A 22,167-nucleotide genomic window follows, 5' to 3' on the forward strand; every position below is an offset into this window, starting at 1 on the left:
CGTCAAAAGCCTCCGACGCCGGAAGCGCGGAGGCGTTGCCCTCACCTCTTTAGCGGCTTGTTTAACGTGGCCCGCAATCCGGTCTCAAAGCGCCACAACCGTGGGCTTAGGACGCGCGATGGCTTTCGTCAATCCTTCACCTGCCCGTCATCACCGCTTCGCCTTGCAGTGCGACAAACGGGCCAAAGGGACAAGCGGGGGCGCAGGATGCTGATCGCCGTCAATGCCATGGGGGGTCTGCCCGTCGAAGCCAGCGACGGTGCGATCCCTGCCGCCCTCGGGGCGCTTGAGGCGGACGCGCCGGTGTCCATCCTGGTCCACGGGTTCCGGTACGCCCCGCGCCATCCGCACGACGATCCGCATGCCGGCATCCTTGGCCCCGACGGCTGGCCGCGCCGCCTTGGCTTCGGGCGCGGGCAAAGGGGCCTGTGCATCGGGTTCGGGTGGGACGGATCGGGCACCATCTGGCAGGCCAACCGGCGGGCCGAGGCTGCGGGCCGCGCCCTTGCCACGCTGATCCGGCAACTGGATCGCCGCGGTGCCCCCGTCAGCATCCTTGCCCACAGTCTTGGGGCGCGCGTGGCGCTGGCCGCCCTGCCCCACCTTCCCCCACGCGCCATCACGCGCATGGCCCTGCTGGCCGGGGCAGAATTCCGCGACACCGCCGAACGCAACCTGACGGGAACGGAAACCGAGGTTCTGAACATCACCAGCCGCGAAAACGACAGCTACGACATGCTGTATGAGAACGTGATCGCGCCGCTGTCGGGCCGCCGCACCATCAGCACGTTACCCTCCGGCCCGCGCGTGGCCACGGTGCAGATCGATGCTGCCTGCCACCGCGACGCCCTTGCCGAGCTTGGCTTTCCCACGCGCCCGCCCGAACGGCGGATCTGCCACTGGTCATGCTATCTGCGGCCCGGCATGTTCCGCCTGTACCGCCGCTTCCTGTTGGACCCGCAGGCGCTGCCGCTTTCGACCCTTCGCGCGGCCCTGCCCGACGAGGTGACGCCCCGCTGGTCGGCGATCTGGTCGGGTGCACAGCCGCTGCGCGCATGAAGGGCTGGCACCGCATGCCCATGCCCCCTACCTTTGCAACCGAGGCATTGCGAAAGGATGCAGAATGATCGACCTTTATTACTGGCCGACCCCGAACGGCCACAAGATCACCATCGCACTGGAAGAAATGGGCCTGCCCTATACCGTCCATCCGATCAACATCGGCAAGGGCGAACAGTTCGCGCCCGACTTCCTGAAGATCGCGCCGAACAACCGCATGCCCGCGATCACCGATTCCGAAGGCCCCGATGGCCAGCCCGTTTCGATCTTCGAATCCGGTGCGATCCTGCAATATCTTGCCCGCAAGACGGGCCAGCTTTACGGCAGCACCGAACGCGACCGGATCGAGGTGGAACAGTGGCTGATGTGGCAGATGGGCGGCGTCGGCCCCATGGCCGGCCAGGCGCACCACTTCCTGATGTATGCCCCCGCGATGGATCCGGCCAACGACCTGCCCTATGCCAAGAACCGCTACCGTAACGAGGTGGCACGGCTTTACGGCGTGCTGGATCGCCGCCTTGCCGATCGCGATTTTGTGGCAGGCGATTTCGTGTCCATCGCCGATTGCGCGATCTGGCCATGGGTCATGGGCTGGGAAAAGCAGGAACAAACGCTGGAGGACAAGCCCAACCTTGCCCGCTGGCTGAAGGCGCTGGAAGATCGCCCCGCCTTTGCCAAGGGCCGCGCCGTTGGGGCGGAATTCCGCACCGATGCCGGTCAGGACAAGGAAGCCCAGAAGCACCTGTTCGGGAAACGCTGAAAAAAGGGGGCGTTGCGCCCCCTTACTTCTTTTCGATGCCGTAGGTCTGCAGCAGCTTGCCCTGCCCCATGAAGAACAGGAACAGCGCCGCTGTCAGCCCGAACGTCTTGAAGCTGACCCAAACCTCGGTAGAGAACATCCGCCAGACCACCTCGTTCGCGAGCGCAAGGGCGAAGAAGAAGGCGCAGATGCGCCTGGTCAGGATCATCCAGCCTTCCTCGCGCAGCGGGATCGCCTCCTCCAGCACCAGCCGAAGATAGCTTTGCCCCCGCAGCAGGCCCACGCCCAGAATGGTGCCGAACAGCAGATAGATCAGCGTCGGCTTGATCTTGAAGAACCTTTCGTCGTTCAGCCAGACCGACAGGCCGCCGAACACGACCGCCAGCACCACCGTGGCCACCTGCATCTTCGACAGGTGTCCCGTCAGCCGCCAAAGGATCAGCGTCGTGATCACCAGCAGCGGGATGAAGGCCCCCGTCACCACGATGAACCCGCTGTAGTCGGTGCCGCCGATCGTATAGGTACTGTCCTTCAGCGCCAGATATCCAGCGAAGAACAGCACGACGGGGCCGACCTCCAGCACCATTTTCAGCAGGGGATTGATCTTGCGGCGTTCCATGTCGTTTCCCTGATTACCTTGCGTCCAGCCCGACCAGTGCACGGGCGAAATCATCCGGATCGAAGGGGGCCAGATCGTCGATCTGCTCGCCCACGCCGATGGCGTGGATGGGCAGGCCGAACTTGTCGGCCAGTGCAACCAGAACGCCCCCGCGTGCCGTGCCGTCCAGCTTCGTCATCACAAGGCCCGAGACATCGGCGATCTTGCGGAAAATCTCCACCTGGTTGACGGCGTTCTGCCCCGTGGTCGCGTCCAGCACCAGCAGCGTGTTGTGCGGCGCCGAGGGGTCCTTCTTGCGGATCACGCGGACGATCTTGGAAAGCTCTTCCATCAGGTCGGCGCGGTTCTGCAACCGCCCTGCAGTGTCGATCATCAGAAGATCCGCGCCATCGGCCTCGGCCTTGGTCATGGCGTCAAAGGCAAGGCTGGCGGGGTCCGATCCTTCGGGCGCCGTCAGAACGGGCACGCCCGCGCGCTGACCCCAGACCTGAAGCTGTTCCACAGCCGCCGCGCGGAAGGTATCGCCGGCCGCGATCACCACCTTCTTGCCGGCGGCGCGGAACTGGCTGGCCAGCTTGCCGATCGTGGTCGTCTTGCCCGAACCGTTGACGCCGACCACCAGAACCACTTGCGGGCGGCGGGCCGAAAGCGGCATCGGGCGGGCCACCGGCTCCATGATGCGGGCAACCTCGGTGGCCAGCGCCTGCCGGATCTCGGTGGTGGAAACGCGCTTGCCGAACCGCCCTTCGGCGATGTTGGCCGCCACGCGAAGCGAGGTTTCGACGCCCATGTCGGCGGCGATCAGAACCTCTTCCAGCCCTTCCAGCATGGCATCGTCGAATTCGCGCTTTGGCTCTTCCTGCCCCAGAAGGCGGCCAAGAAGGCCGGGCTTGGGCGCGGGTTCGGGCGGCGCCAGCGGGGCCGGCTGCAGTGCAGGCGTTTCAGGTGCCTGCGGCGCCGGCGCCTTGGGCGCATCGGCCACGACGGCATCGATCCCCTCGCCCAGCTTGTCCGAGGACCGCGTCATCCGTGCGCGCAATTTGCTGAAGAAGGACGCCATCGGTGCCTCGTCATCCTGTGGGTTTCCTCTCACCTATGCGCTTTGGGGGCGAAGGGCAACGGTGGCGCACCGCGCCATCCTCTGGCAGGATCGCCGTTCAGACATGGAGGACAAAGATGCGCGCAGTCTTCGGCGCAATGATGATCGCGGGGATCTGCGGCCCTGTTGCCGCCCAATCCCCCCTTACGGCCGAGGCGTTCGAGGAATACGCCACCAACCGCACCCTGTCCTATGCCAGCGACGGGCGGGTTTTCGGAACCGAACAGTATCTGCCCGGCCGCCGCGTCGTCTGGGCTTTCCAGGGCGAGCAATGCCAGTATGGCCGCTGGTATCCGCAAGACGAACAGATCTGCTTCGTTTACGAAACGGGGGAGCCGCAGTGCTGGACCTTCTGGCATGACGGCACCGGCCTGTCGGCCCGTTTCATGAACGAACCTGCAGGCACCGAACTGTCCGAAGTGTCACGATCCGAAAAGCCGCTGTTTTGCCCCGGACCGCAGGTCGGGGTCTAGAACAAGGAGCCTTGTGCGGGCGGATCGTCGCGGCGGCTTTTCTTCGGCTTGCCGTTCAGCAGCAGGCGGCCATCGGCAAACTCCGCTTCCAGCCGCGTGGCGCGTTCGGCGGCGGCCTTCGTGGTCACCACCCCGTCATCGCCCCGGATCACGGCATAGCCGCGCGCCAGCGTTTCGCGATAGCCCAGCGTCTGGCGCAAACGGTCTGTCGCCTCCAGCCGGTCCGACAGCACGCGCAAGCGGGCGGCGGGGGCCTCATCCAGCCGCGCCTGAAGCGCCGCCAGCCGCTCCCGCCCGCGGGCCGTTTCGCGGCCCGCTTCGGCCAGGGCACGGGCATAGGCAGGGCCCAGCCGCGCCGAAAACGCCGTCAGTCGTTCGGCCCCGCGTTCGTGGCGGCGATGGGTGCACGCCTCCAGCGCCTTGGCGCGTTCGGCCAGACGTTCCCGCCCACGCGCGGCCAGATCGGCCAGCAGTCGCGGGCGCAGATGCACCGCAAGTTCGGTCAGGCGCGACTGGCGGGCAGTGATGCCAAGGCCAAGTGCGCCATCCAGACGCCCCGCCCAAAGATCATGCCGCTGCGCTGCCGTCTGGGTCAGGGTTTCCGGACGCGGCAGCGCGCGCGCCAGATCACGCAGGCGCTGGCTGCGGTTCACAAATCCCATCGCGATGCAGCGCGAGAGGCTGGCCCCGCGCTGGTCCACCGCCGCCAGAAGCTCCACCCGCACCGGCACCGCCATTTCTGCCGCCGCAGTGGGCGTCGGGGCGCGGCGGTCCGAGGCGTAGTCGATGAGCGTGGTATCTGTTTCGTGCCCCACCGCCGAAATAAGCGGAACGCGCGAAGCGGCGGCGGCGCGGACCACGATCTCCTCGTTGAAGCCCCAAAGGTCTTCAAGCGAGCCGCCGCCACGGGCAACGATCAGCAGGTCGGGCTTCGGCATTCCGTCCGGCATGTTGTTGAAGCCGCGAATGGCGGCCGCAACCTCGGGGGCGCATTTCTCGCCCTGTACGGCCACGGGCCAGATCAGGACATGGCGGGGGAAACGGTCGCGCAGCCGGTGCAGGATGTCGCGGATCACGGCCCCCGAGGGCGAGGTGACCACCCCGATCACCTGCGGCAGGAACGGCAGCGGGCGCTTGCGGTCTTCGTCAAACAGCCCTTCGGCAGCCAGCGCCTTGCGCCGCTTTTCCAGCATCGCCATCAGCGCGCCAGCCCCTGCGGGGCGGATATCCTCCACGATCAGCTGGTACTTCGACTGGCCGGGGAAGGTCGTCATGCGGCCGGTGGCGATGACCTCCATCCCCTCTTCGGGCTTCACGGTCAGCTTCGCCGCCTGCCCTTTCCACGTGATCGCGGCAATGACAGACCGGTCATCCTTCAGGTCATAATAAAGATGGCCCGAGGCGGGGCGGGACACGCGCCCGATCTCTCCGCGCACGCGGACCATGCCGAACTCGCCCTCGATCACGCGCTTCACGGCCCCCGAAAGTTCGGAAACGGTGAAGTCATGGGCATTGCCTGCGGGTTCCTCGAACAGATCCATGTGGGCCTTCTTGCGGTTTGACGGGGGCAACCCTAGAACGCATGGGCATGAAGGCCAAGCGGGGGCGGCAATGAACATCCTTATTCTGGGCAGCGGCGGGCGTGAACATTCGCTTGCATGGGCGGTGAAGCAGAACCCCAAATGCGACCGGCTGATCGTTGCACCGGGCAATGCGGGCATCGCGGCACTGGCCGAATGCGCCGATCTGGACATCATGGACGGCGCGGCAGTTGTCGCATTCTGCGAAACCAACACCATCGACTTTCTGATCATCGGGCCGGAAGCACCGCTGGCGGCAGGCGTGGCCGATGCCGCGCGGGCCGCAGGCATCCTGACCTTCGGCCCTTCCGCTGCCGCAGCGCAGATCGAGGCGTCGAAGGCCTTCACCAAGCAGCTTTGCGATGATGCGCGTGCGGCCACCGCCTCCTATGCCCGCTTCACCGAGGCCGAGGGTGCCAAGGCCTATATCCGCCAGCAGGGCGCACCCATCGTGGTGAAGGCCGATGGCCTTGCCGCCGGCAAGGGCGTGATCGTCGCCATGTCCGAGGCCGAGGCGCTGGCCGCCATCGACGACATGTTCGGCGGCAGCTTCGGCACCGCCGGTGCCGAGGTGGTGATCGAGGAATTCATGGAGGGCGAGGAAGCATCCTATTTCGTGCTCTCGGACGGGGTGAACGTTCTTCCCATTGGCACGGCGCAGGATCACAAGCGCGCCTTCGAAGGCGATGCGGGCCCCAACACGGGCGGCATGGGCGCCTATTCCCCCGCACCTGTCCTGAGCGATGCGATCGCGAAGATGGCGCTGGAAGAAATCGTGAAGCCTTGCGTGGCGGAACTGGCAAAGCGCGGCACCCCCTATCAGGGCGTGATCTATGCGGGGCTGATGATCAAGGACGGCCTTCCGCGGCTGGTGGAGTTCAACGCCCGCTTCGGCGATCCCGAATGCCAGGTGCTGATGATGCGGCTTGGCGCGCAGGCGCTGGACCTGCTGATGGCCTGTGCCGAAGGCAAGCTGGACAGCGCACAGGTAAACTGGGCCGACGATCACGCGCTGACGGTGGTGATGGCCGCCAAGGGCTATCCCGGCACCTATGAAAAGGGCAGCGTGATCCGCGGGCTTGAAACGATGCCGGAAACCAGCCGCCAGATGGTGTTCCATGCGGGCACGGCCATGAAGGACGGGCAGATCGTGGCCACCGGCGGGCGCGTGCTGAACGTCACCGCACGCGCCGCGACACTGGCCGAAGCGCAGGCCGAAGCCTATCGCATGCTGGACGGCATCGACTGGCCCGAGGGGTTCGCGCGGCGCGACATCGGCTGGCGGGCGCTGTAAGCCCCCATTCTGCCCCGGATCATCCGGCGCGCCTTTCGGGGTGCGTCGGCGATTCAGCCGCCCATCCCATTTCACGCCCCGCAGCGCAGGAAAGATCATTGCCTTTCCTGACAGCCGCTTGCTCTTGTCATTTCGGATCGTTAGAGGGGATCGCGTATGTCCGGCAGAGGGGGGACCATGCCACTTCTCGTCATGAAATTCGGGGGCACCTCGGTGGCCGATCTGGCACGCATCAAGAATGCGGCCCAGAAGGTCAAGAAAGAGGTCGAGCGCGGATACGACGTCATTGTCATCGTCAGCGCCATGTCGGGCAAGACGAATGAGCTTGTCGGCTGGGTCGAACAGACCTCGCCCATGTTCGATGCGCGCGAATATGACGCCGTTGTTGCCAGCGGCGAAAACATCACCGCGGGCCTCATGGCGCTGACGTTGCAGGAAATGGATATTCCCGCGCGCAGCTGGCAGGGCTGGCAGGTGCCGATCAACACCACCTCGGCCCATTCGGCGGCACGATTCGTCGATATTCCGCGCGGCAATCTTGATGCCAAGTTCGCCGAAGGCTTCCGCGTTGCAGTTGTTGCGGGCTTCCAGGGGGTCAGCCCCGAGGGGCGGATCACCACGCTGGGCCGTGGCGGTTCGGACACCACCGCCGTGGCCTTCGCCGCCGCCTTCGATGCCGAACGCTGCGACATCTATACCGATGTGGACGGCATCTATACCACCGACCCGCGCATCACCTCGCGCGCGAAGAAGCTGGACCGCATCGCCTTCGAGGAGATGCTGGAACTGGCCTCGCTGGGCGCGAAGGTCCTGCAAACCCGTTCGGTCGAACTGGCAATGCGTTACAACGTTCGCCTGCGGGTGCTGTCCAGCTTTGAAGATACCGACGAGAACTCCGGCACGCTCGTCTGCGCAGAGGATGAAATCATGGAATCGAAAGTCGTCTCCGGCGTCGCCCACTCGCGCGAGGAAGCCAAGATCACCCTGTTCACGATCGAGGACCGCCCTGGCGTCGCCTCGGCCATCTTCGGCCCGCTGGCCGATGCGGGCATCAACGTGGACATGATCGTCCAGAACATCTCGGAAAAGGATTATGACGAGGCGCATCCCGGTGCCGTCACGGACATGACCTTCTCCTGCCCGATCAACCAGGTCGCCCGCGCGAAGAAGGCGCTGGAAGATGCCAAGGCCGCCGATCTGATCAGATATGACGAGCTGATCATCGACGAGGACGTGGCCAAGGTCTCCGTGGTTGGCATCGGCATGCGCAGCCACGCGGGCGTTGCGGCGAAGATGTTCCGCGCGCTGTCGGCGGAAGGCGTGAACATCAAGGTCATCGGCACGTCCGAGATCAAGATCTCGGTCCTGATCGACCGCAAGTATACCGAGCTTGCCGTCCAGGCCCTGCACGACGCATTCGAACTCGACAAGGCCTGAGCCCCCTGCAATCCTGGGTTGCGCGGGACGTCATCAGGTCCGACAATGGGATAAGCGCGACGCAAATGCGCGCGCACGGGATCGGGAGGCATCGTGCCGGAACGCAGCGACAGCGACAGCCGCAAGCTTCTGCGGCGCCTTCGTGACAGCCTTGCCCTTCCGGGGCAAGGCCAGGACCGGCTGGACCGCATCACCCACCTGATCGCGGATTCGATGCGGTCGGAAGTCTGCTCCATCTACATGTTCCGCGATGCCGACACGCTGGAGCTTTGCTCCACCGAAGGGCTGAAGGCCGAGGCCGTGCACCAGACGCGCCTGAAGCTGGGCGAAGGGCTGGTGGGCCAGGTTGCACGGATGGGCAAGCCGCTGAACACCGCCGATGCGCCGGCGGCGCGCGGCTTCCGCTATATGCCCGAAACCGGCGAGGAGGCGTATTCGGCCTTTCTCGGCGTGCCGATCCAGCGGGTGGGCGAACGCCTTGGCGTGCTGGTCGTGCAATCGAAAGCCGCCCGCATCTATGCCGAGGACGAGGTCGACGCGCTTGAGGTCGTGGCCATGGTTCTGGCCGAGATGGCCGAACTTGGCGCCTTCAACGGCGACGAGGTTGCCCCTGCCAAGCATACCCATCCCGTTATGTTCCGTGGCGGCACGGGGCAGGAAGGCGCGGCGGAAGGCCATATCTGGCTGCACGAACCGCGCGTCGTGGTCACCAACCCCGTGGCCGACGACCCCCTGACCGAGATCGAGCGCATCCGCGAGGCCGTCGCCAAGCTGCGCGTTTCGGTGGATGACCTGCTTTCGGCGGCCTCGCTGGACAAGGAACAGCGGCAGGTTCTGGAAGCCTATCGCATGTTCGCCAATTCGCGCGGCTGGCTGCGCCGGATGGAAGAAGACATCACCCGCGGCCTTTCGGCTGAAGCGGCGGTGCAAAAGGAACAATCGGCCGCCCGCGCCCGGATGGAGGCCGTTCCCGACGCCTATCTGCGCGACCGGCTGCACGATCTGGACGATCTGGCAAACCGCCTGCTGCGGATCCTGACGGGGCAAGGCCGCGATACAGGGGCCGAGATGCCCCCCGATCCGGTGCTGGTGGCGCGCAACATCGGGCCTGCCGAGTTGCTGGATTACGGGCGCAAGCTGAAGGGCATCGTGCTGGAGGAAGGTTCGGTCGGATCGCATGCGGCGATCGTGGCGCGGGCGCTGGCGATCCCGCTGGTCATCCATGCCGACCGCATCACGACCGAAGCACTGAACGGTGATCCGGTGCTGGTGGACGGGGATCAGGGGATCGTCCATCTACGTCCGGAAGAAACGGTAACAAGGGCTTTCCGCGACAAGATGGCGATGCAGGCGCAGGCGCAGGAACGCTATGCTTCGTTGCGGCAGCTTCCGGCCCAGTCCAGATGCGGCACGATCACGAAGCTGCACATGAATGCGGGCCTGATGGCAGACCTGCCCTCGCTGGAACATTCGGGCGCGGAAAGCGTGGGCCTGTTCCGGACGGAGCTTCAGTTCCTTGTCCGCAACCAGATGCCCCGCCGCGAGGAACTGGTCCGCATCTATGCCCGCGTGCTGGATGCAGCCAAGGGGCGCTGCGTGACTTTCCGGACGCTGGATATCGGCTCCGACAAGGTTCTGCCCTACATGAAGCCGCAGGATGAACCGAACCCCGCGATGGGCTGGCGCGCGATCCGCGTGGCGCTGGACAAGCGCGGCGTGATGCAGATGCAGCTTCAGGCGCTGATCCGGGCCCATGGTGCGCGCCCGATGACGGTGATGTTCCCGTTTATCGCGGAAGGATCGGAATTCCGCGAAGCACGCGATATCCTGATGCACCAGATCGCGCGGGAGCGGAACCTTGGCCACCCCGTGCCGGAAAGCCTGCGCGTGGGCGCGATGCTGGAAACCCCTGCCCTTGCCTTCGCGCCCGACCGCTTCTTCCGCGAGGTTGACTTCATCTCCATCGGCGGGAACGACCTGAAGCAGTTTTTCTTCGCCGCCGACCGCGAGAACGAGCGTGTCCGCCGCCGCTATGACACATTGTCGGTGGCGTTCCTTGACTTTCTGCGCCGCATCGTCGCGCGGTGCGAGGCGACAAACACCGACCTGTCCTTCTGCGGTGAAGATGCGGGCCGCCCGATCGAGGCGATGTGCTTTGCCGCCCTTGGCATCCGCACGCTGTCGATGCGCCCAGCCTCCATCGGGCCGGTGAAGACGCTTCTGCGCCGGATCGATCTGTCCGAGCTGCGCGAGGTGATCGAGGCGGCGATGCTGAACGGCGACAGCGTCCGCGAACCTGTCGTCGAATGGCTATCGGCGCAGGCCGGCGACTGATCGCTGACCAGCAAGTGACTGCGCCGCATTTGCTTTGCCCTTGACCTTGTGGTCCCGACTGTCGAAACAGCACACATGGCCACCGCACGTCTCTTCATCGATCTCGACGCCATCGCCGCCAACTGGCGCGCGCTGGACCGCATGTCCGCCGCCACCACCCAGACAGGTGCCGTGGTCAAGGCTGATGCCTATGGCACCGGCGCAGGCCGTGTCAGCCGGGCGCTGGCCCGCGCGGGTGCGCGGCGCTTCTTCGTTGCCGCAGCCGAAGAAGGCGCGGCCGTTCGCGCCGTCCTTGGGCACGGGCCGCAGATCAATGTCTTTTCCGGCCACATGGCCGGCGATACGGACCTGATCCGCGATCTTGACCTGACGCCGATGCTCAATTCCATCGACCAGATCATGCGGCATGTGGAAACGCTGCCGGGGCATCCGTTCGGCATCCAGCTTGATACCGGCATGAACCGGCTGGGGCTGGAAATGCCCGAATGGGAAGCCGTGGCGGGCATGGTTCTGGAACTGGGGCCAGAGCTGATCATGTCGCACCTTGCCTGTGCCGATGAACCGGACCACGCGATGAACGAAGCGCAGCTGGCTGAATTTCACGCCATGACCGACGGCTGCGGCGTTCCGCGGTCGCTTTCGGCCACGGGCGGCATCCTTCTGGGCGAACGATATCATTTCGACCTGACGCGCCCCGGTATCGGGCTTTACGGCTGCCGTCCCTTCGATTCCGGGCGCAACCCGCTGCAGCTGTCACTGCCCGTGGTGCAGGTGCGCGAGGTCGCCGCGGACGAGGTCGTGGGTTATGCCGCGTCGTGGCGGGCCGAGGGGCCAAGCTATGTTGCGACCGTTTCCGCCGGATATGCCGACGGGCTGCTGCGCGCGCTGTCGGGTCAGGCCACGCTTTGGGCGGGCAAGGTCCCCTGCCCGCTGATCGGACGCGTTTCGATGGATCTGATCACGGTGGATATCTCGCATCTGGAAACGGTGCCGGACACGCTGGATATCATCGGCCCCTACCAGTCGGCGGATGATCTGGCCGATATCGCCGGCACCATCGGATACGAGATGCTGACCTCGCTCGGCCAGCGCTATCATCGCCAATACGAAGGAGAGGGCGCATGACCCTGACCGCTCCGCTGGCGGCACTGGGCCGTCTGGTGCTGGACATGCTTGCCAGCATCGGGCGCATCGCGATCTTTGCGTTTCAGGTTGTCAGCCACATCTTCCGCCCGCCTTTCTATCCGCGCGAGTTTCTTAACGCGGTGCTGCAGATCGGCTGGTTCAGCCTTCCGGTCGTGGGCCTGACCTCGCTGTTCACGGGCGGCGCGCTGGCGCTGCAGATCTATGCCGGCGGGGCGCGTTACGGGGCCGAGGCTGCGGTTCCTTCCATCACCGCGATCGGCATGGTGCGCGAACTTGGTCCCGTTCTGGGCGGCCTGATGGTGGCGGCGCGGGTCACGTCCTCCATCGCGGCCGAAATCGGCACGATGAAAGTGACCGAACAGATCGACGCGCTGACGACGCTTTCCACTAACCCGCTGAAATACCTGGCGGTGCCGCGTGTCGTCGCGGCGGTGCTGGTGGTGCCGGTGCTGGTGGCGGTGGGCGATTCCATCGGCATCGCAGGCGGCTGGATCGTCGGGATCAACCAGCTTGGTTTCAACTCCTCCACCTATATCAAGAACACGGTCAACTTCCTGCAGTTCTGGGACATCGGTTCAGGCCTTGTGAAGGGCGCGGCCTTTGGCTTCATCATCGCGCTGATGGGCGTTTACCACGGCATGAATTCGGGCCGCGGCGCACAGGGCGTGGGCGATGCGACCAAATCGGCGGTTGTTGCCGCCTCGGTCCTGATCCTCGCGGCCAACTTCCTGCTGACAAGGGTGTTCTTCGGGTCATGATCGAGCTTCGGAACGTTCACAAGGCCTTCGGGTCCAACCATGTGCTGCGCGGCGTGGATCTGGTGATCCCCAAGGGTACCAGCATGGTGATCATCGGCGGATCGGGCACCGGAAAATCGGTGCTGCTGAAATCGGTTCTGGGCCTTGTGCGGCCCGACAGCGGCACGATCACGCTGGACGGCCAGGACGTGACCCGCGGTGACCGCGATGCCTTTCTTGCCCGCTTCGGCATGCTGTTCCAGGGCGGTGCGCTGTTCGATTCGCTGCGCGTTTGGGAAAACGTGGCTTTCCGCCTGCGTCAGGGCGCGCGGAAGCTGCCAAAGGATCAGGCGCGGGCCATCGCCATCGAAAAGCTTCGCCGCGTGGGCCTGAAGGAACATGTGGCCGATCAGTATCCGGCGGAACTGTCCGGCGGGATGCAAAAACGCGTGGGCCTTGCCCGCGCCATCGCCGCCGAGCCGGAGATCATCTTCTTCGATGAGCCGACGACCGGCCTTGATCCGATCATGTCGGGCGTCATCAACGACCTGATCCGCGAGATCGTGACCGAGATGGGCGCGACCGCGATGACGATCACGCATGACATGACCAGCGTGCGCGCGATCGCCGACAACGTGGCGATGCTGCATGGGGGCAAGGTGCGCTGGACGGGTGCGGTGTCCGGTCTGGATGCGACCGACGATCCCTATGTCCAGCAGTTCATCCATGGGCGGGCCGAGGGGCCGATCGAAAGCGTCCGCTGATGGCGAAGGGTCCGGCCTTCACCTGCACAGCCTGCGGGGCTTCTCATCGCAAATGGGCGGGCAAATGCGACGCTTGCGGCGCGTGGAACACGATCGTCGAGGAAGCGCCACTTTCCACCGGCCCGAAGGCGCTTGGCGCCGCGCGCGGCAAGGGGATCGAGCTGACGGACCTTGCGACCGAGGAAGCCCCCCCGCCCCGCGCCGCGTCCGGCATGGACGAATTGGACCGCGTTCTGGGCGGGGGCCTCGTTCCCGCCTCGGCGGTGCTGGTGGGCGGCGATCCGGGCATCGGCAAATCCACCCTTCTGCTGCAGGCCGCTGCCAGCTTCGCGCAATCGGGGCTGAAATGCCTTTACATCTCGGGCGAGGAAGCCTCGGCGCAGGTGCGCATGCGTGCGCAGCGTCTGGGGCTGGCCAAGGCCCCGGTGGCCCTTGGTGCCGAAACCAACCTGCGCGAGATCCTGACCACGCTGGACCGCGAACGCCCGGCGCTGGCCATCATCGATTCGATCCAGACCATGTGGCTGGACAACATCGAAAGCGCCCCGGGATCGGTCAGTCAGGTGCGCGCTGCCGCGCATGAACTTGTGACCTTCGCGAAAACGCGGGGCGTGGCGGTGATCCTTGTGGGCCACGTGACCAAGGAAGGCCAGATCGCGGGCCCCCGCGTGGTCGAACACATGGTCGATACGGTGCTTTACTTCGAGGGGGAGCGCGGCCACCAGTTCCGCATCCTGCGTGCCGTGAAGAACCGCTTCGGCCCCGCCGACGAGATCGGCGTGTTCGAGATGACGGGCGACGGGCTGGCACAGGTGGCAAACCCCTCGGCGCTGTTCCTGTCCGAACGCGACAAGCCCGCGCCGGGATCGGCCGTGTTCGCCGGCATCGAAGGCACGCGCCCGGTCCTGACCGAGATTCAGGCGCTGGTCGCCCCCTCCCCCTTGGGCACCCCGCGGCGCACGGTAGTGGGGCTGGATTCGGGCCGCCTTTCCACCATCCTTGCCGTGCTGGAGGCGCGCTGCGCCATTCCCTTCGCCGGCCTCGACGTGTTCCTGAACGTGGCCGGCGGCATGCGGGTAAATGAACCCGCCGCCGATCTGGCCGTTGCGGCGGCACTGGTTTCCGCGCGCGAGGATGTGGCAATTCCGCCAGATACCGTGCTTTTCGGCGAGATCAGCCTTTCGGGCGCGCTGCGTCCCGTGGGACAGACAGAAAACAGATTGAAAGAAGCCTCGAAACTTGGTTTCACACGGGCGATTGCCCCCAGCCGATCCAAACTCGGCTCCACGGGCGGGATGGAGGTTCGGCAGATGGCCGACCTTACCGCCTTCGTGGGTGAGATGTTCGGGGCAGGCTGACCAGGAGAAGGTTATGGACGGCTTTACCCTTATCGATGCCGTGGTTGCGGTTGTGATCGTCTTGTCGGCCATCCTCGCCTATGCGCGCGGACTGGTGCGCGAGGTCATGGCGATCCTCGGCTGGATCCTGGCCGCCGTGCTGGCCTTCGCCTTCGCCGCAGCCGCGAAGCCGCTGATCCTTCAGATCCCGGTGGTGGGCGATTTCATCGGCGACAGCTGCGAACTTTCGATGGTCGCGGCCTTTGCCGCCATCTTCGCGCTGTCGCTGGTCGTCATTTCGCTGTTCACGCCGCTTTTGTCCTCGGCCATCCAGAACACGGCACTGTCGCCGGTGGATCAGGCGCTTGGCTTCCTGTTCGGCGCGGCGCGGGGCATCATCCTCGTGGCTGTGGCCTTCATCGTCTATGACCGCGTGATCGGGGCGCAAACCGTGCCGATGGTGGACAATTCGCGCGCGGCCCATGTGTTCGCCTCGTTCCAGGGCAAGATCAACGACCAGGTTCCCGATGACGCGCCCGGCTGGGTCGTGCAGCAGTATGAAAAGCTGGTGGGCACCTGCGGCGTTCCGGTGCAGCCCGTGGCCCCTGAAGCCCCCGCGGCAACGCAAGGCTGATAAAACGTATCAGGAGGGTGACAGCCGCGCCGGAAGTGACTACATGGGGGGGCAATTCCACGGACTCGGAGCGCACCCATGCGACCCTTCCTTTCCCACCCCTTCGACGATGACAAGTTGAAGGAAGAATGCGGCGTTTTCGGTGTGGTCGGCGTGGCCGATGCGGCGAATTTCGTGGCCCTTGGCCTTCACGCGCTGCAGCACCGCGGTCAGGAAGCGGCCGGCATCGTCACGCACCACCCCGAGCACGGGTTCAACTCGGCCCGTCGCTTCGGTTATGTGCGCGACAACTTCACCAACCAGAAGGTGATGGACACGCTGCCGGGTGAACTGGCGATCGGCCATGTCCGCTATTCCACCGCGGGATCGAAGGGCGCGACCGCGATCCGCGACGTGCAGCCTTTCTTCGGCGAATTTTCCATGGGCGGCGCAGCCATTGCCCATAACGGCAACCTGACCAACGCCGCCCAGCTCCGCAAGGAACTGATCGAGCGTGGTTCGATCTTCCAGTCCTCCTCGGACAGCGAATGCATCATCCACCTGATGGCCCGTTCGATCCAGCGCACCGTGCCGGAACGGATGAAAGATGCCCTGCGCCGCGTGGAAGGGGCCTTTTCGGTCATCGCCATGACGCGCACGAAGCTGATCGGCGTGCGCGACCCGCTGGGCGTGCGCCCGCTGGTTCTGGGCAAGGTTGGCGAAGGGTACGCCCTTTCGTCGGAAACCTGCGGTCTGGACATCATCGGCGCCGATTTCATCCGCGAGGTGGAACCGGGCGAGATGGTCGTGATCGAGAATGGCGTCATCACCTCCTCGCGCCCCTTCGCGCCGGCCAAGTCGCGCTTCTGCATCTTCGAGCATGTCTATTTCTCGCGCCCCGACTCCATCCTCGGCGGCCGCTCGGTCTATGAAACCCGCCGCCAGATCGGGGTGGAACTTGCCCGTGAAGCCCCGGTGGAGGCTGACCTTGTGTGCCCCGTGCCTGACAGCGGCACGCCTGCCGCCATTGGCTTCAGCCAGGAATCGGGCATCCCCTATGCGATGGGCATCATCCGCAACCAGTACATGGGCCGGACCTTCATCGAGCCGACGGAGTCCATCCGCAACATGGGCGTTCGCCTGAAGCTGAACGTCAACCGGGCGCTGATCAAGGGCAAGCGGATCATCCTTGTGGACGATTCGGTTGTGCGGGGCACCACCAGCCGCAAGATCAAGGACATGATCCTTGATGCCGGCGCGGCCGAGGTGCACTTTCGCATCGCATCGCCCCCCACGGCATGGCCCTGCTTCTATGGTGTGGACACGCCCGAACGGTCCAAGCTGCTGGCCGCGAACATGTCCGAGGACGAGATGCGCGACTGGATCGGCGTCAACTCGCTTCGCTTCATCTCGCTTGACGGGCTGTATCGCGCGGCGGGCGAGGCGGCGGGCCGTGATCCGAAAGCCCCGCGGTACTGCGATGCGTGCTTCTCGGGTGAATATCCGGTCGCCCCGACCGACAAACTGGCCGAAGGCTTCGAAATGAAGGAGGCCGCCGAGTGATCTTTACACCCTTGCCCTGCTCCCGCATAAAAACGGGGCAAGGCAGGGGGGGCAGCATGATCACCACGTTCGAGGCCGATGGCAACGCAATTCCCTTTCGCGATGCCCTTGGCCGTTTCGCGACCGGCGTGACGCTGGTCACCACGATGACCGATCAGGGCCCCGTGGGAATGGTTGCGAACAGCTTCGCATCCGTGTCACTGGACCCGCCGCTGGTGCTTTGGTCGCCCGCCCGCTCCTCCTCGCGTTTCGTACATTTCGAACGGGCGGAACGCTTTGCGATCCACATCCTTGGCCATGATCAGGCGCATGTTTCGGCCGCTTTCGGACGCGGCGGCCCCGGTTTTGCCGACCTTGACCACGATGTTGGCGACCACGGCGCGCCCTTGGTGAACGGGGTTCTGGCGCGCTTCGAATGCACCACCCATGCCACGCATGACGGGGGCGATCACCTGATCGTCGTGGGCCGCGTTGGCCGCGTGACGGTGGGCGATGGCGATCCGATGATCTTCAACCAGGGCCGCTTCGGCAGGTTTGCGGGATGAAGGCGATTGCGCTTCTTTTGCTGCTGGCCGCCTGCGGCCCGCGCCCGGACATTCCCGCCCCCACCGATGAAGGCCCCGCCCCTGTCCTGCTACCGCAGGAAAAGATCGATGCCCGCATCGGCAAGAACCTGACCGGCCCCGAAACCGCCTCGGATCTGGACGCACGTGCCGCCGCCCTGCGCGCCCGTGCCGCGCAGTTGCGCTAAAGGCTGGCAGGGGCCGTCGCAACCGGCTATCACTCCGAAGGCTATTATCGGAGGATTCATGCCCGCTCCCCTGCGTATCGGACTTGCCGGCCTTGGAACGGTCGGCGTCGGTGTCATCAAGATCGTTCAGCAGCATGCTGACATGATCGCAATGCGCGCGGGGCGGCCGATTACCATCACTGCCGTTTCCGCCCGCGATCCCATGCGCAGCCGCGGTGTGGATCTGTCGGGTTTTGCCTGGGAAGCCGATCCGGTTGCCCTTGCCCGCCGCGACGATGTGGACGTTTTCGTTGAAGTGATGGGCGGGCACGAAGGTGCCGCCAAGGACGCGACCGAAGCTGCGCTGGCCGCTGGCAAAGACGTGGTCACCGCGAACAAGGCGCTGCTGGCCCATTACGGCCAGGCGCTGGCGGAAACCGCCGAAGCGGCGGGCCGCTGCATCCGGTTCGAGGCTGCCGTTGCCGGCGGCATCCCGATCATCAAGACGCTGGCCGAAGGCCTTGCCGGCAATGGCATCCGCCGCGTGATGGGCGTGATGAACGGCACCTGCAACTATATCCTGACGCGGATGGAAGATGCGGGCCTGCCCTATGAGGTCGTGTTCGAGGAAGCCCGCGCCCTCGGCTATCTGGAGGCAGACCCGAATCTGGATGTCGGGGGCATCGATGCCAGCCACAAGCTGAGCCTGCTGTCCTCCATCGCGTTCGGCACGCAGGTTGCCTTCGACGCGGTGGAGATGGAGGGCATCGGCGCCATTTCCATCGACGATATCCGGCGCGCGGCCGATATGGGCTATCGCATCAAGCTGCTGGGCGTTGCCCAGATGACGGGCCGCGGTCTGGAACAGCGGATGACGCCCTGCCTTGTACCTTGCGACAGCCCGCTGGGCCAGCTTTCGGGCGGCACGAACATGGTCGTGGTCGAAGGCGACGCCGTGGGCCAGATCGTGATGCGCGGTGCGGGTGCGGGCCAGGGGCCCACCGCCAGCGCCGTGATGGGCGACGTGATCGATCTGGCGCGCGGCATCCGCACGGCCACGTTCGGGGTGCCCGCCGCATCGCTGACGGTGCCTGTGGCAGCCCGCTCTGCCGCGCCGGCCGCGTGGTATCTGCGGATGCGCCTGCAAGACAAGCCCGGCGCGCTGGCCAAGATCGCAACGCGGCTGGGCGAGGCTGGCATCTCCATCAACCGGATGCGCCAGTATGGCCACATGGACGGCGATGCGCCGGTCCTGATCGTCACGCACAAGGCCACGCGCGATGATATCCTGACGGCGCTGGAATCGTTCCGAAGCACCGGCGTTCTGGTGGGCGAACCGGTCGCCTTGCGCATCGAAGACGTCTGATAGCGCCACCACGCTTGCCCCACGCCTCCCCCCGCTCTACCACTAGGGCGCAAAGAGGAGACGAGGGGCAAGATGGCCAACGCAGAACAATTTCAAGACCGTATGCTTTCGCTGGGCCTGGCCCGCGTGTCGGAGGCAGCGGCGCTTGCCTCGCACAACCTGATCGGGCGCGGCGACGAAAAGGCCGCCGACCAGGCCGCCGTGAACGCCATGCGCGACCAGCTGAACCTGCTGGATATCGCAGGCGTCGTGGTGATCGGTGAAGGCGAACGCGACGAAGCGCCCATGCTGTTCATCGGCGAGGAAGTGGGCACCGGCAACGGCCCGGCGGTGGATATCGCGCTGGACCCGCTGGAAGGCACGACGCTGACGGCCAAGGACATGCCGAACGCGCTGACCGTGATTGCAATGGCCCCACGCGGCACCCTGCTGCACGCGCCCGACGTTTACATGGAAAAGCTGGCGATCGGGCCAGATTATGCCCCCGACACGGTGACGATGGCCATGTCGCCGGCTGAACGCGTGTACGCGCTGGCCAAGGCCAAGGGCGGTTCGGCGCAGGACATCACCGTCTGCATCCTTGAACGTGATCGTCACGCCGATCTGATTGCTGAGGTCCGCTCCACCGGTGCGGCGATCCGCCTGATCACCGATGGCGACGTGGCGGGCGTGATGCACTGCTCCACCCCCGGCACGGGCATCGACATGTACATGGGTTCGGGCGGGGCGCCGGAAGGCGTGCTGGCAGCCTCGGCGCTGAAATGCATGGGCGGCCAATTCTATGGCAAGCTGCTGTTCCGCAACGATGACGAGATCGGCCGCGCCCGCAAGGCCGGGATCGAGGATCTGGACCGCGTTTACACCCGGGACGAGCTGGTGACCGCCGACGTGATCTTCGCCGCCACCGGCGTGACCGATGGCAACCTCGTCGCCGGCATCAAGCGCGAGGTGGGCTGGCTTACGACTGAAACCATCCTGATGCGCTCGCGCACCGGGTCGGTCCGGCGGATGACCTATCGCAACCCGATCAAGGCGATCTGATCCATGAACGCCCTGCCCCCGCGGCAGGGCGTTTTCGCATACCGGCCAGCCTCTACCCATTCCGCGGCGAAGGGCTTATGTCGGGGCCATGACGATCCTGCGCCCCTTCCTGAACGTTGAACGCTCCCTCACCGGTCGCCGCTGGGTCGGCCCCGGCGACGAGGAGGACCGCCTGTCCGAAGCGATGGTGCAGGCAACGCGCCTGCCCGCCGCCCTGTGCCGCACGCTTGTGCGCCGCGGCGTGGCCCCGGCCGAGGCGGAATTGTATCTTGCCCCTGCCCTGCGGGATCTTCTGCCCGATCCGATGACGCTGCGCGACATGGGCCCTGCGACGGACCGCGTGCTGCAGGCCGTGCGGCGGAACGAACGGATCGCGATTTTTGCCGATTACGACGTTGATGGCGGATCGTCTGCCGCGCTGCTGATCGTGTGGCTGCGGGCACTGGGACGGCAGGCGACACTGTATATCCCCGACCGGATCGATGAAGGCTATGGCCCCAACGTGCCTGCGATGCGCGATCTGGCGGCGCGGCACGATCTGATCATCTGCGTGGATTGCGGCACGCTCAGCCATGAACCCATCGCTGCGGCGGCTGGGGCCGATGTGGTCGTGCTGGATCACCACCTTGGGGCGGAAACCCTTCCGCCCGCACTGGCCGTGGTGAATCCCAACCGGCAGGACGAGGATGGCAGCCTTGCCCACCTTTGCGCCGCCTCGGTGGTGTTCCTGATGCTGGTGGAGGCGAACCGCCGCCTGCGGTCCGAAGGCGTGACGGGGCCGGACCTGATCGGGATGCTGGATCTGGTGGCGCTGGCCACGGTGGCCGATGTTGCCCCGCTGATCGGGGTGAACCGGGCGCTGGTGCGGCAAGGCCTGAAGGTGATGGCGCGGCGCGAACGCGTGGGACTGACGGCACTGGCCGATGTGGCACGGATGAACGAGGCGCCCACTGCCTATGCCCTTGGGTTCCTTTTGGGGCCGCGGGTGAATGCGGGCGGGCGCATCGGGCAGGCCGATCTGGGCGCGCGGCTGCTGGCAACGGACGATCCGCGCGAAGCGGCCGCCCTTGCGGCGCGGCTGGACGAGTTGAACACCGAACGCCGCGACATCGAGGCGCGCGTCCGGCAGGAAGCCATGGCACAGGCCGAAGCGCGCGGGCTTGACGCGCCGCTGGTCTGGGCGGCGGGCGAAGGCTGGCATCCAGGCGTCGTGGGCATCGTCGCCTCGCGCCTGAAGGAAGCCACCAACCGCCCTGCCATCGTGATCGGGATGGATAACGGGATCGGCAAGGGATCGGGCCGGTCCATCAGCGGCGTGGATCTGGGGGCGTCGATCCACCGGCTTGCCTCGGAAGGGCTCCTGCTGAAGGGCGGCGGGCACAAGATGGCCGCCGGCCTGACGGTGGAGGAGAAGCGCCTGCCCGAAGCGATGGAGCGGCTGGCGGCACTGCTTGCCAAACAGGGGGCCGGCAATGCGGGCCCCTCCGACCTTCGGCTGGAAGGGTTGCTGATGCCCGAGGCCTGCACCCCCGAGCTGATCGAGCAGATCGAGGGGGCCGGCCCCTTCGGCGCCTCCTCCCCCGCGCCACGCTTTGCCTTTGCCGCGCAAAGCCTGAAATGCCGCCGAATCGGAGAGAGTCATCTGCGGCTGACCTTTGGCGGCCTTGGCGGCCCGCAGATCGACGCGGTGGCCTTTGGTGCATTCGACGGCCCGCTTGGCCCCGCGCTGGAAGGCTGCGGCACGCGCCGCTTCCACCTTGCCGGCCGGCTGGAGATGAACAGCTGGGGCGGCCGCAACCGCGTGCAGCTTCGCCTTGAAGATGCTGCCGAGGAAAAGTGATTTTTCCTCTTGCGCCTGCCGTTCGGGGGCACTAGAAGCCCCCGCAGTGGCCCGTTCGTCTATCGGTTAGGACGTCAGGTTTTCAACCTGAAAAGAGGGGTTCGACTCCCCTACGGGCTGCCACTTCCCCCTTTCATGACAGAATGATCGCCTCCGGCTTTCGCTTGCCGGTCCGCCTTCAACTTTATCAAGAAACTTTCAAAAATCCTCTTGCGCCCTTTGCGCGTTCTGCGTAGAAGCCCGCTACCCAAGTGGCCCGTTCGTCTATCGGTTAGGACGTCAGGTTTTCAACCTGAAAAGAGGGGTTCGACTCCCCTACGGGCTGCCACGGGTTTCTTTCTGGAAAGAAGGCCTGCAGGTTGATCCTGCACAAGA

Annotated in this window: 20 protein-coding genes, 2 tRNA genes and 1 riboswitch; of the genes, 19 read left to right on the forward strand and 3 right to left on the reverse strand. The window is 65.6% G+C overall.

Features of this window, described 5'->3' with window-relative positions; genetic code table 11:
• Positions 1-28 precede the first annotated feature (28 nt).
• Positions 29-106, reverse strand: a riboswitch (SAM riboswitch).
• Positions 107-207: 101 nt separating this feature from the next.
• Together JX25_RS07835 and JX25_RS07840 are read left to right on the forward strand one after the other, a co-directional pair.
• Positions 208-1,059 (forward strand): alpha/beta hydrolase family protein, encoded by an 852-nt coding sequence (locus JX25_RS07835; RefSeq protein WP_128254470.1) that lies wholly within the window; start codon positions 208-210, stop codon positions 1,057-1,059.
• Between the two features lie 64 nt (positions 1,060-1,123).
• Complete coding sequence (locus JX25_RS07840; protein WP_128254471.1) at positions 1,124-1,819, forward strand: glutathione S-transferase family protein; 696 nt, start codon at positions 1,124-1,126, stop codon at positions 1,817-1,819.
• 22 nt (positions 1,820-1,841) lie between these two features.
• Here JX25_RS07840 and JX25_RS07845 read toward each other — a convergent pair whose 3' ends face one another.
• Positions 1,842-2,438 (reverse strand): inner membrane-spanning protein YciB, encoded by a 597-nt coding sequence (locus tag JX25_RS07845; RefSeq protein WP_128254472.1) that lies wholly within the window; start codon positions 2,436-2,438, stop codon positions 1,842-1,844.
• Between the two features lie 13 nt (positions 2,439-2,451).
• The gene (gene ftsY / locus JX25_RS07850) at positions 2,452-3,498 is read right to left on the reverse strand and encodes a signal recognition particle-docking protein FtsY (RefSeq protein WP_128254473.1); all 1,047 of its coding nucleotides are present in this window, start codon (positions 3,496-3,498) and stop codon (positions 2,452-2,454) included.
• Between the two features lie 116 nt (positions 3,499-3,614).
• Between ftsY and JX25_RS07855 the strand changes: the two genes are divergently transcribed.
• Positions 3,615-4,010, forward strand: a complete 396-nt coding sequence (locus tag JX25_RS07855; RefSeq protein WP_128254474.1) for a hypothetical protein — start codon at positions 3,615-3,617, stop codon at positions 4,008-4,010.
• On the opposite strand, the gene xseA is transcribed toward JX25_RS07855, so the two are convergent.
• Positions 4,007-5,551, reverse strand: a complete 1,545-nt coding sequence (gene xseA / locus JX25_RS07860; protein WP_128254475.1) for an exodeoxyribonuclease VII large subunit — start codon at positions 5,549-5,551, stop codon at positions 4,007-4,009. The two genes, JX25_RS07855 and xseA, sit on opposite strands and share 4 nt — an antisense overlap.
• A 70-nt stretch (positions 5,552-5,621) precedes the next feature.
• Here xseA and purD point away from each other — a divergent pair, with 70 nt between their 5' ends.
• The 16 genes from purD to JX25_RS07940 all read left to right on the forward strand — a co-directional run bounded on the left by purD (position 5,622) and on the right by JX25_RS07940 (position 22,120).
• Positions 5,622-6,884 (forward strand): phosphoribosylamine--glycine ligase, encoded by a 1,263-nt coding sequence (gene purD, locus JX25_RS07865; protein WP_128254476.1) that lies wholly within the window; start codon positions 5,622-5,624, stop codon positions 6,882-6,884.
• A gap of 177 nt (positions 6,885-7,061) precedes the next feature.
• Positions 7,062-8,321 (forward strand): aspartate kinase, encoded by a 1,260-nt coding sequence (locus JX25_RS07870; protein ID WP_128254477.1) that lies wholly within the window; start codon positions 7,062-7,064, stop codon positions 8,319-8,321.
• A gap of 93 nt (positions 8,322-8,414) precedes the next feature.
• The gene (gene ptsP / locus JX25_RS07875) at positions 8,415-10,655 is read left to right on the forward strand and encodes a phosphoenolpyruvate--protein phosphotransferase (RefSeq protein WP_128254478.1); all 2,241 of its coding nucleotides are present in this window, start codon (positions 8,415-8,417) and stop codon (positions 10,653-10,655) included.
• Between the two features lie 75 nt (positions 10,656-10,730).
• On the forward strand, positions 10,731-11,780 hold the full coding sequence (alr, locus tag JX25_RS07880; protein WP_128254479.1) for an alanine racemase: 1,050 nt from the start codon (positions 10,731-10,733) through the stop codon (positions 11,778-11,780).
• Positions 11,777-12,559: an MlaE family ABC transporter permease gene (locus JX25_RS07885; protein ID WP_128254480.1), complete on the forward strand. Its 783-nt coding sequence runs from the start codon at positions 11,777-11,779 to the stop codon at positions 12,557-12,559. The genes alr and JX25_RS07885 overlap by 4 nt, the downstream gene beginning before the upstream one ends.
• On the forward strand, positions 12,556-13,302 hold the full coding sequence (locus JX25_RS07890; protein WP_128254481.1) for an ABC transporter ATP-binding protein: 747 nt from the start codon (positions 12,556-12,558) through the stop codon (positions 13,300-13,302). Before JX25_RS07885 ends, JX25_RS07890 begins: the two co-directional genes overlap by 4 nt.
• Positions 13,302-14,660 carry a DNA repair protein RadA gene (gene radA, locus JX25_RS07895; protein ID WP_128254482.1) on the forward strand — a complete coding sequence of 453 codons (1,359 nt, stop codon included), beginning with the start codon at positions 13,302-13,304 and terminating at the stop codon, positions 14,658-14,660. The genes JX25_RS07890 and radA overlap by 1 nt, the downstream gene beginning before the upstream one ends.
• Positions 14,661-14,673: 13 nt before the next feature.
• Positions 14,674-15,273, forward strand: coding sequence for a CvpA family protein (locus JX25_RS07900; RefSeq protein WP_128254483.1), 600 nt, complete (start codon positions 14,674-14,676; stop codon positions 15,271-15,273).
• A gap of 78 nt (positions 15,274-15,351) precedes the next feature.
• Entirely contained in the window at positions 15,352-16,815 is a 1,464-nt protein-coding gene (gene purF, locus JX25_RS07905) for an amidophosphoribosyltransferase (RefSeq protein WP_128254484.1), read from the forward strand.
• A gap of 56 nt (positions 16,816-16,871) precedes the next feature.
• Positions 16,872-17,360, forward strand: a complete 489-nt coding sequence (locus JX25_RS07910; RefSeq protein WP_128254485.1) for a flavin reductase family protein — start codon at positions 16,872-16,874, stop codon at positions 17,358-17,360.
• Complete coding sequence (locus tag JX25_RS07915; protein WP_128254486.1) at positions 17,357-17,566, forward strand: hypothetical protein; 210 nt, start codon at positions 17,357-17,359, stop codon at positions 17,564-17,566. Before JX25_RS07910 ends, JX25_RS07915 begins: the two co-directional genes overlap by 4 nt.
• Positions 17,567-17,624: 58 nt before the next feature.
• Entirely contained in the window at positions 17,625-18,911 is a 1,287-nt protein-coding gene (locus JX25_RS07920; protein WP_128254487.1) for a homoserine dehydrogenase, read from the forward strand.
• Positions 18,912-18,983: 72 nt separating this feature from the next.
• On the forward strand, positions 18,984-19,952 hold the full coding sequence (glpX, locus tag JX25_RS07925) for a class II fructose-bisphosphatase (RefSeq protein ID WP_128254488.1): 969 nt from the start codon (positions 18,984-18,986) through the stop codon (positions 19,950-19,952).
• Positions 19,953-20,040: 88 nt separating this feature from the next.
• A complete protein-coding gene (recJ, locus tag JX25_RS07930) occupies positions 20,041-21,792 on the forward strand; it encodes a single-stranded-DNA-specific exonuclease RecJ (protein WP_128254489.1) in 1,752 nt (583 codons plus the stop codon).
• A gap of 48 nt (positions 21,793-21,840) precedes the next feature.
• Positions 21,841-21,915 (forward strand) — tRNA-Glu (locus JX25_RS07935).
• A 130-nt stretch (positions 21,916-22,045) separates the two neighbouring features.
• A tRNA-Glu gene (locus tag JX25_RS07940) sits at positions 22,046-22,120 on the forward strand.
• Positions 22,121-22,167 lie beyond the last annotated feature (47 nt).

The sequence above is a fragment of the Falsirhodobacter deserti genome, from assembly GCF_004015795.1.
Taxonomy (GTDB): domain Bacteria; phylum Pseudomonadota; class Alphaproteobacteria; order Rhodobacterales; family Rhodobacteraceae; genus Falsirhodobacter; species Falsirhodobacter deserti.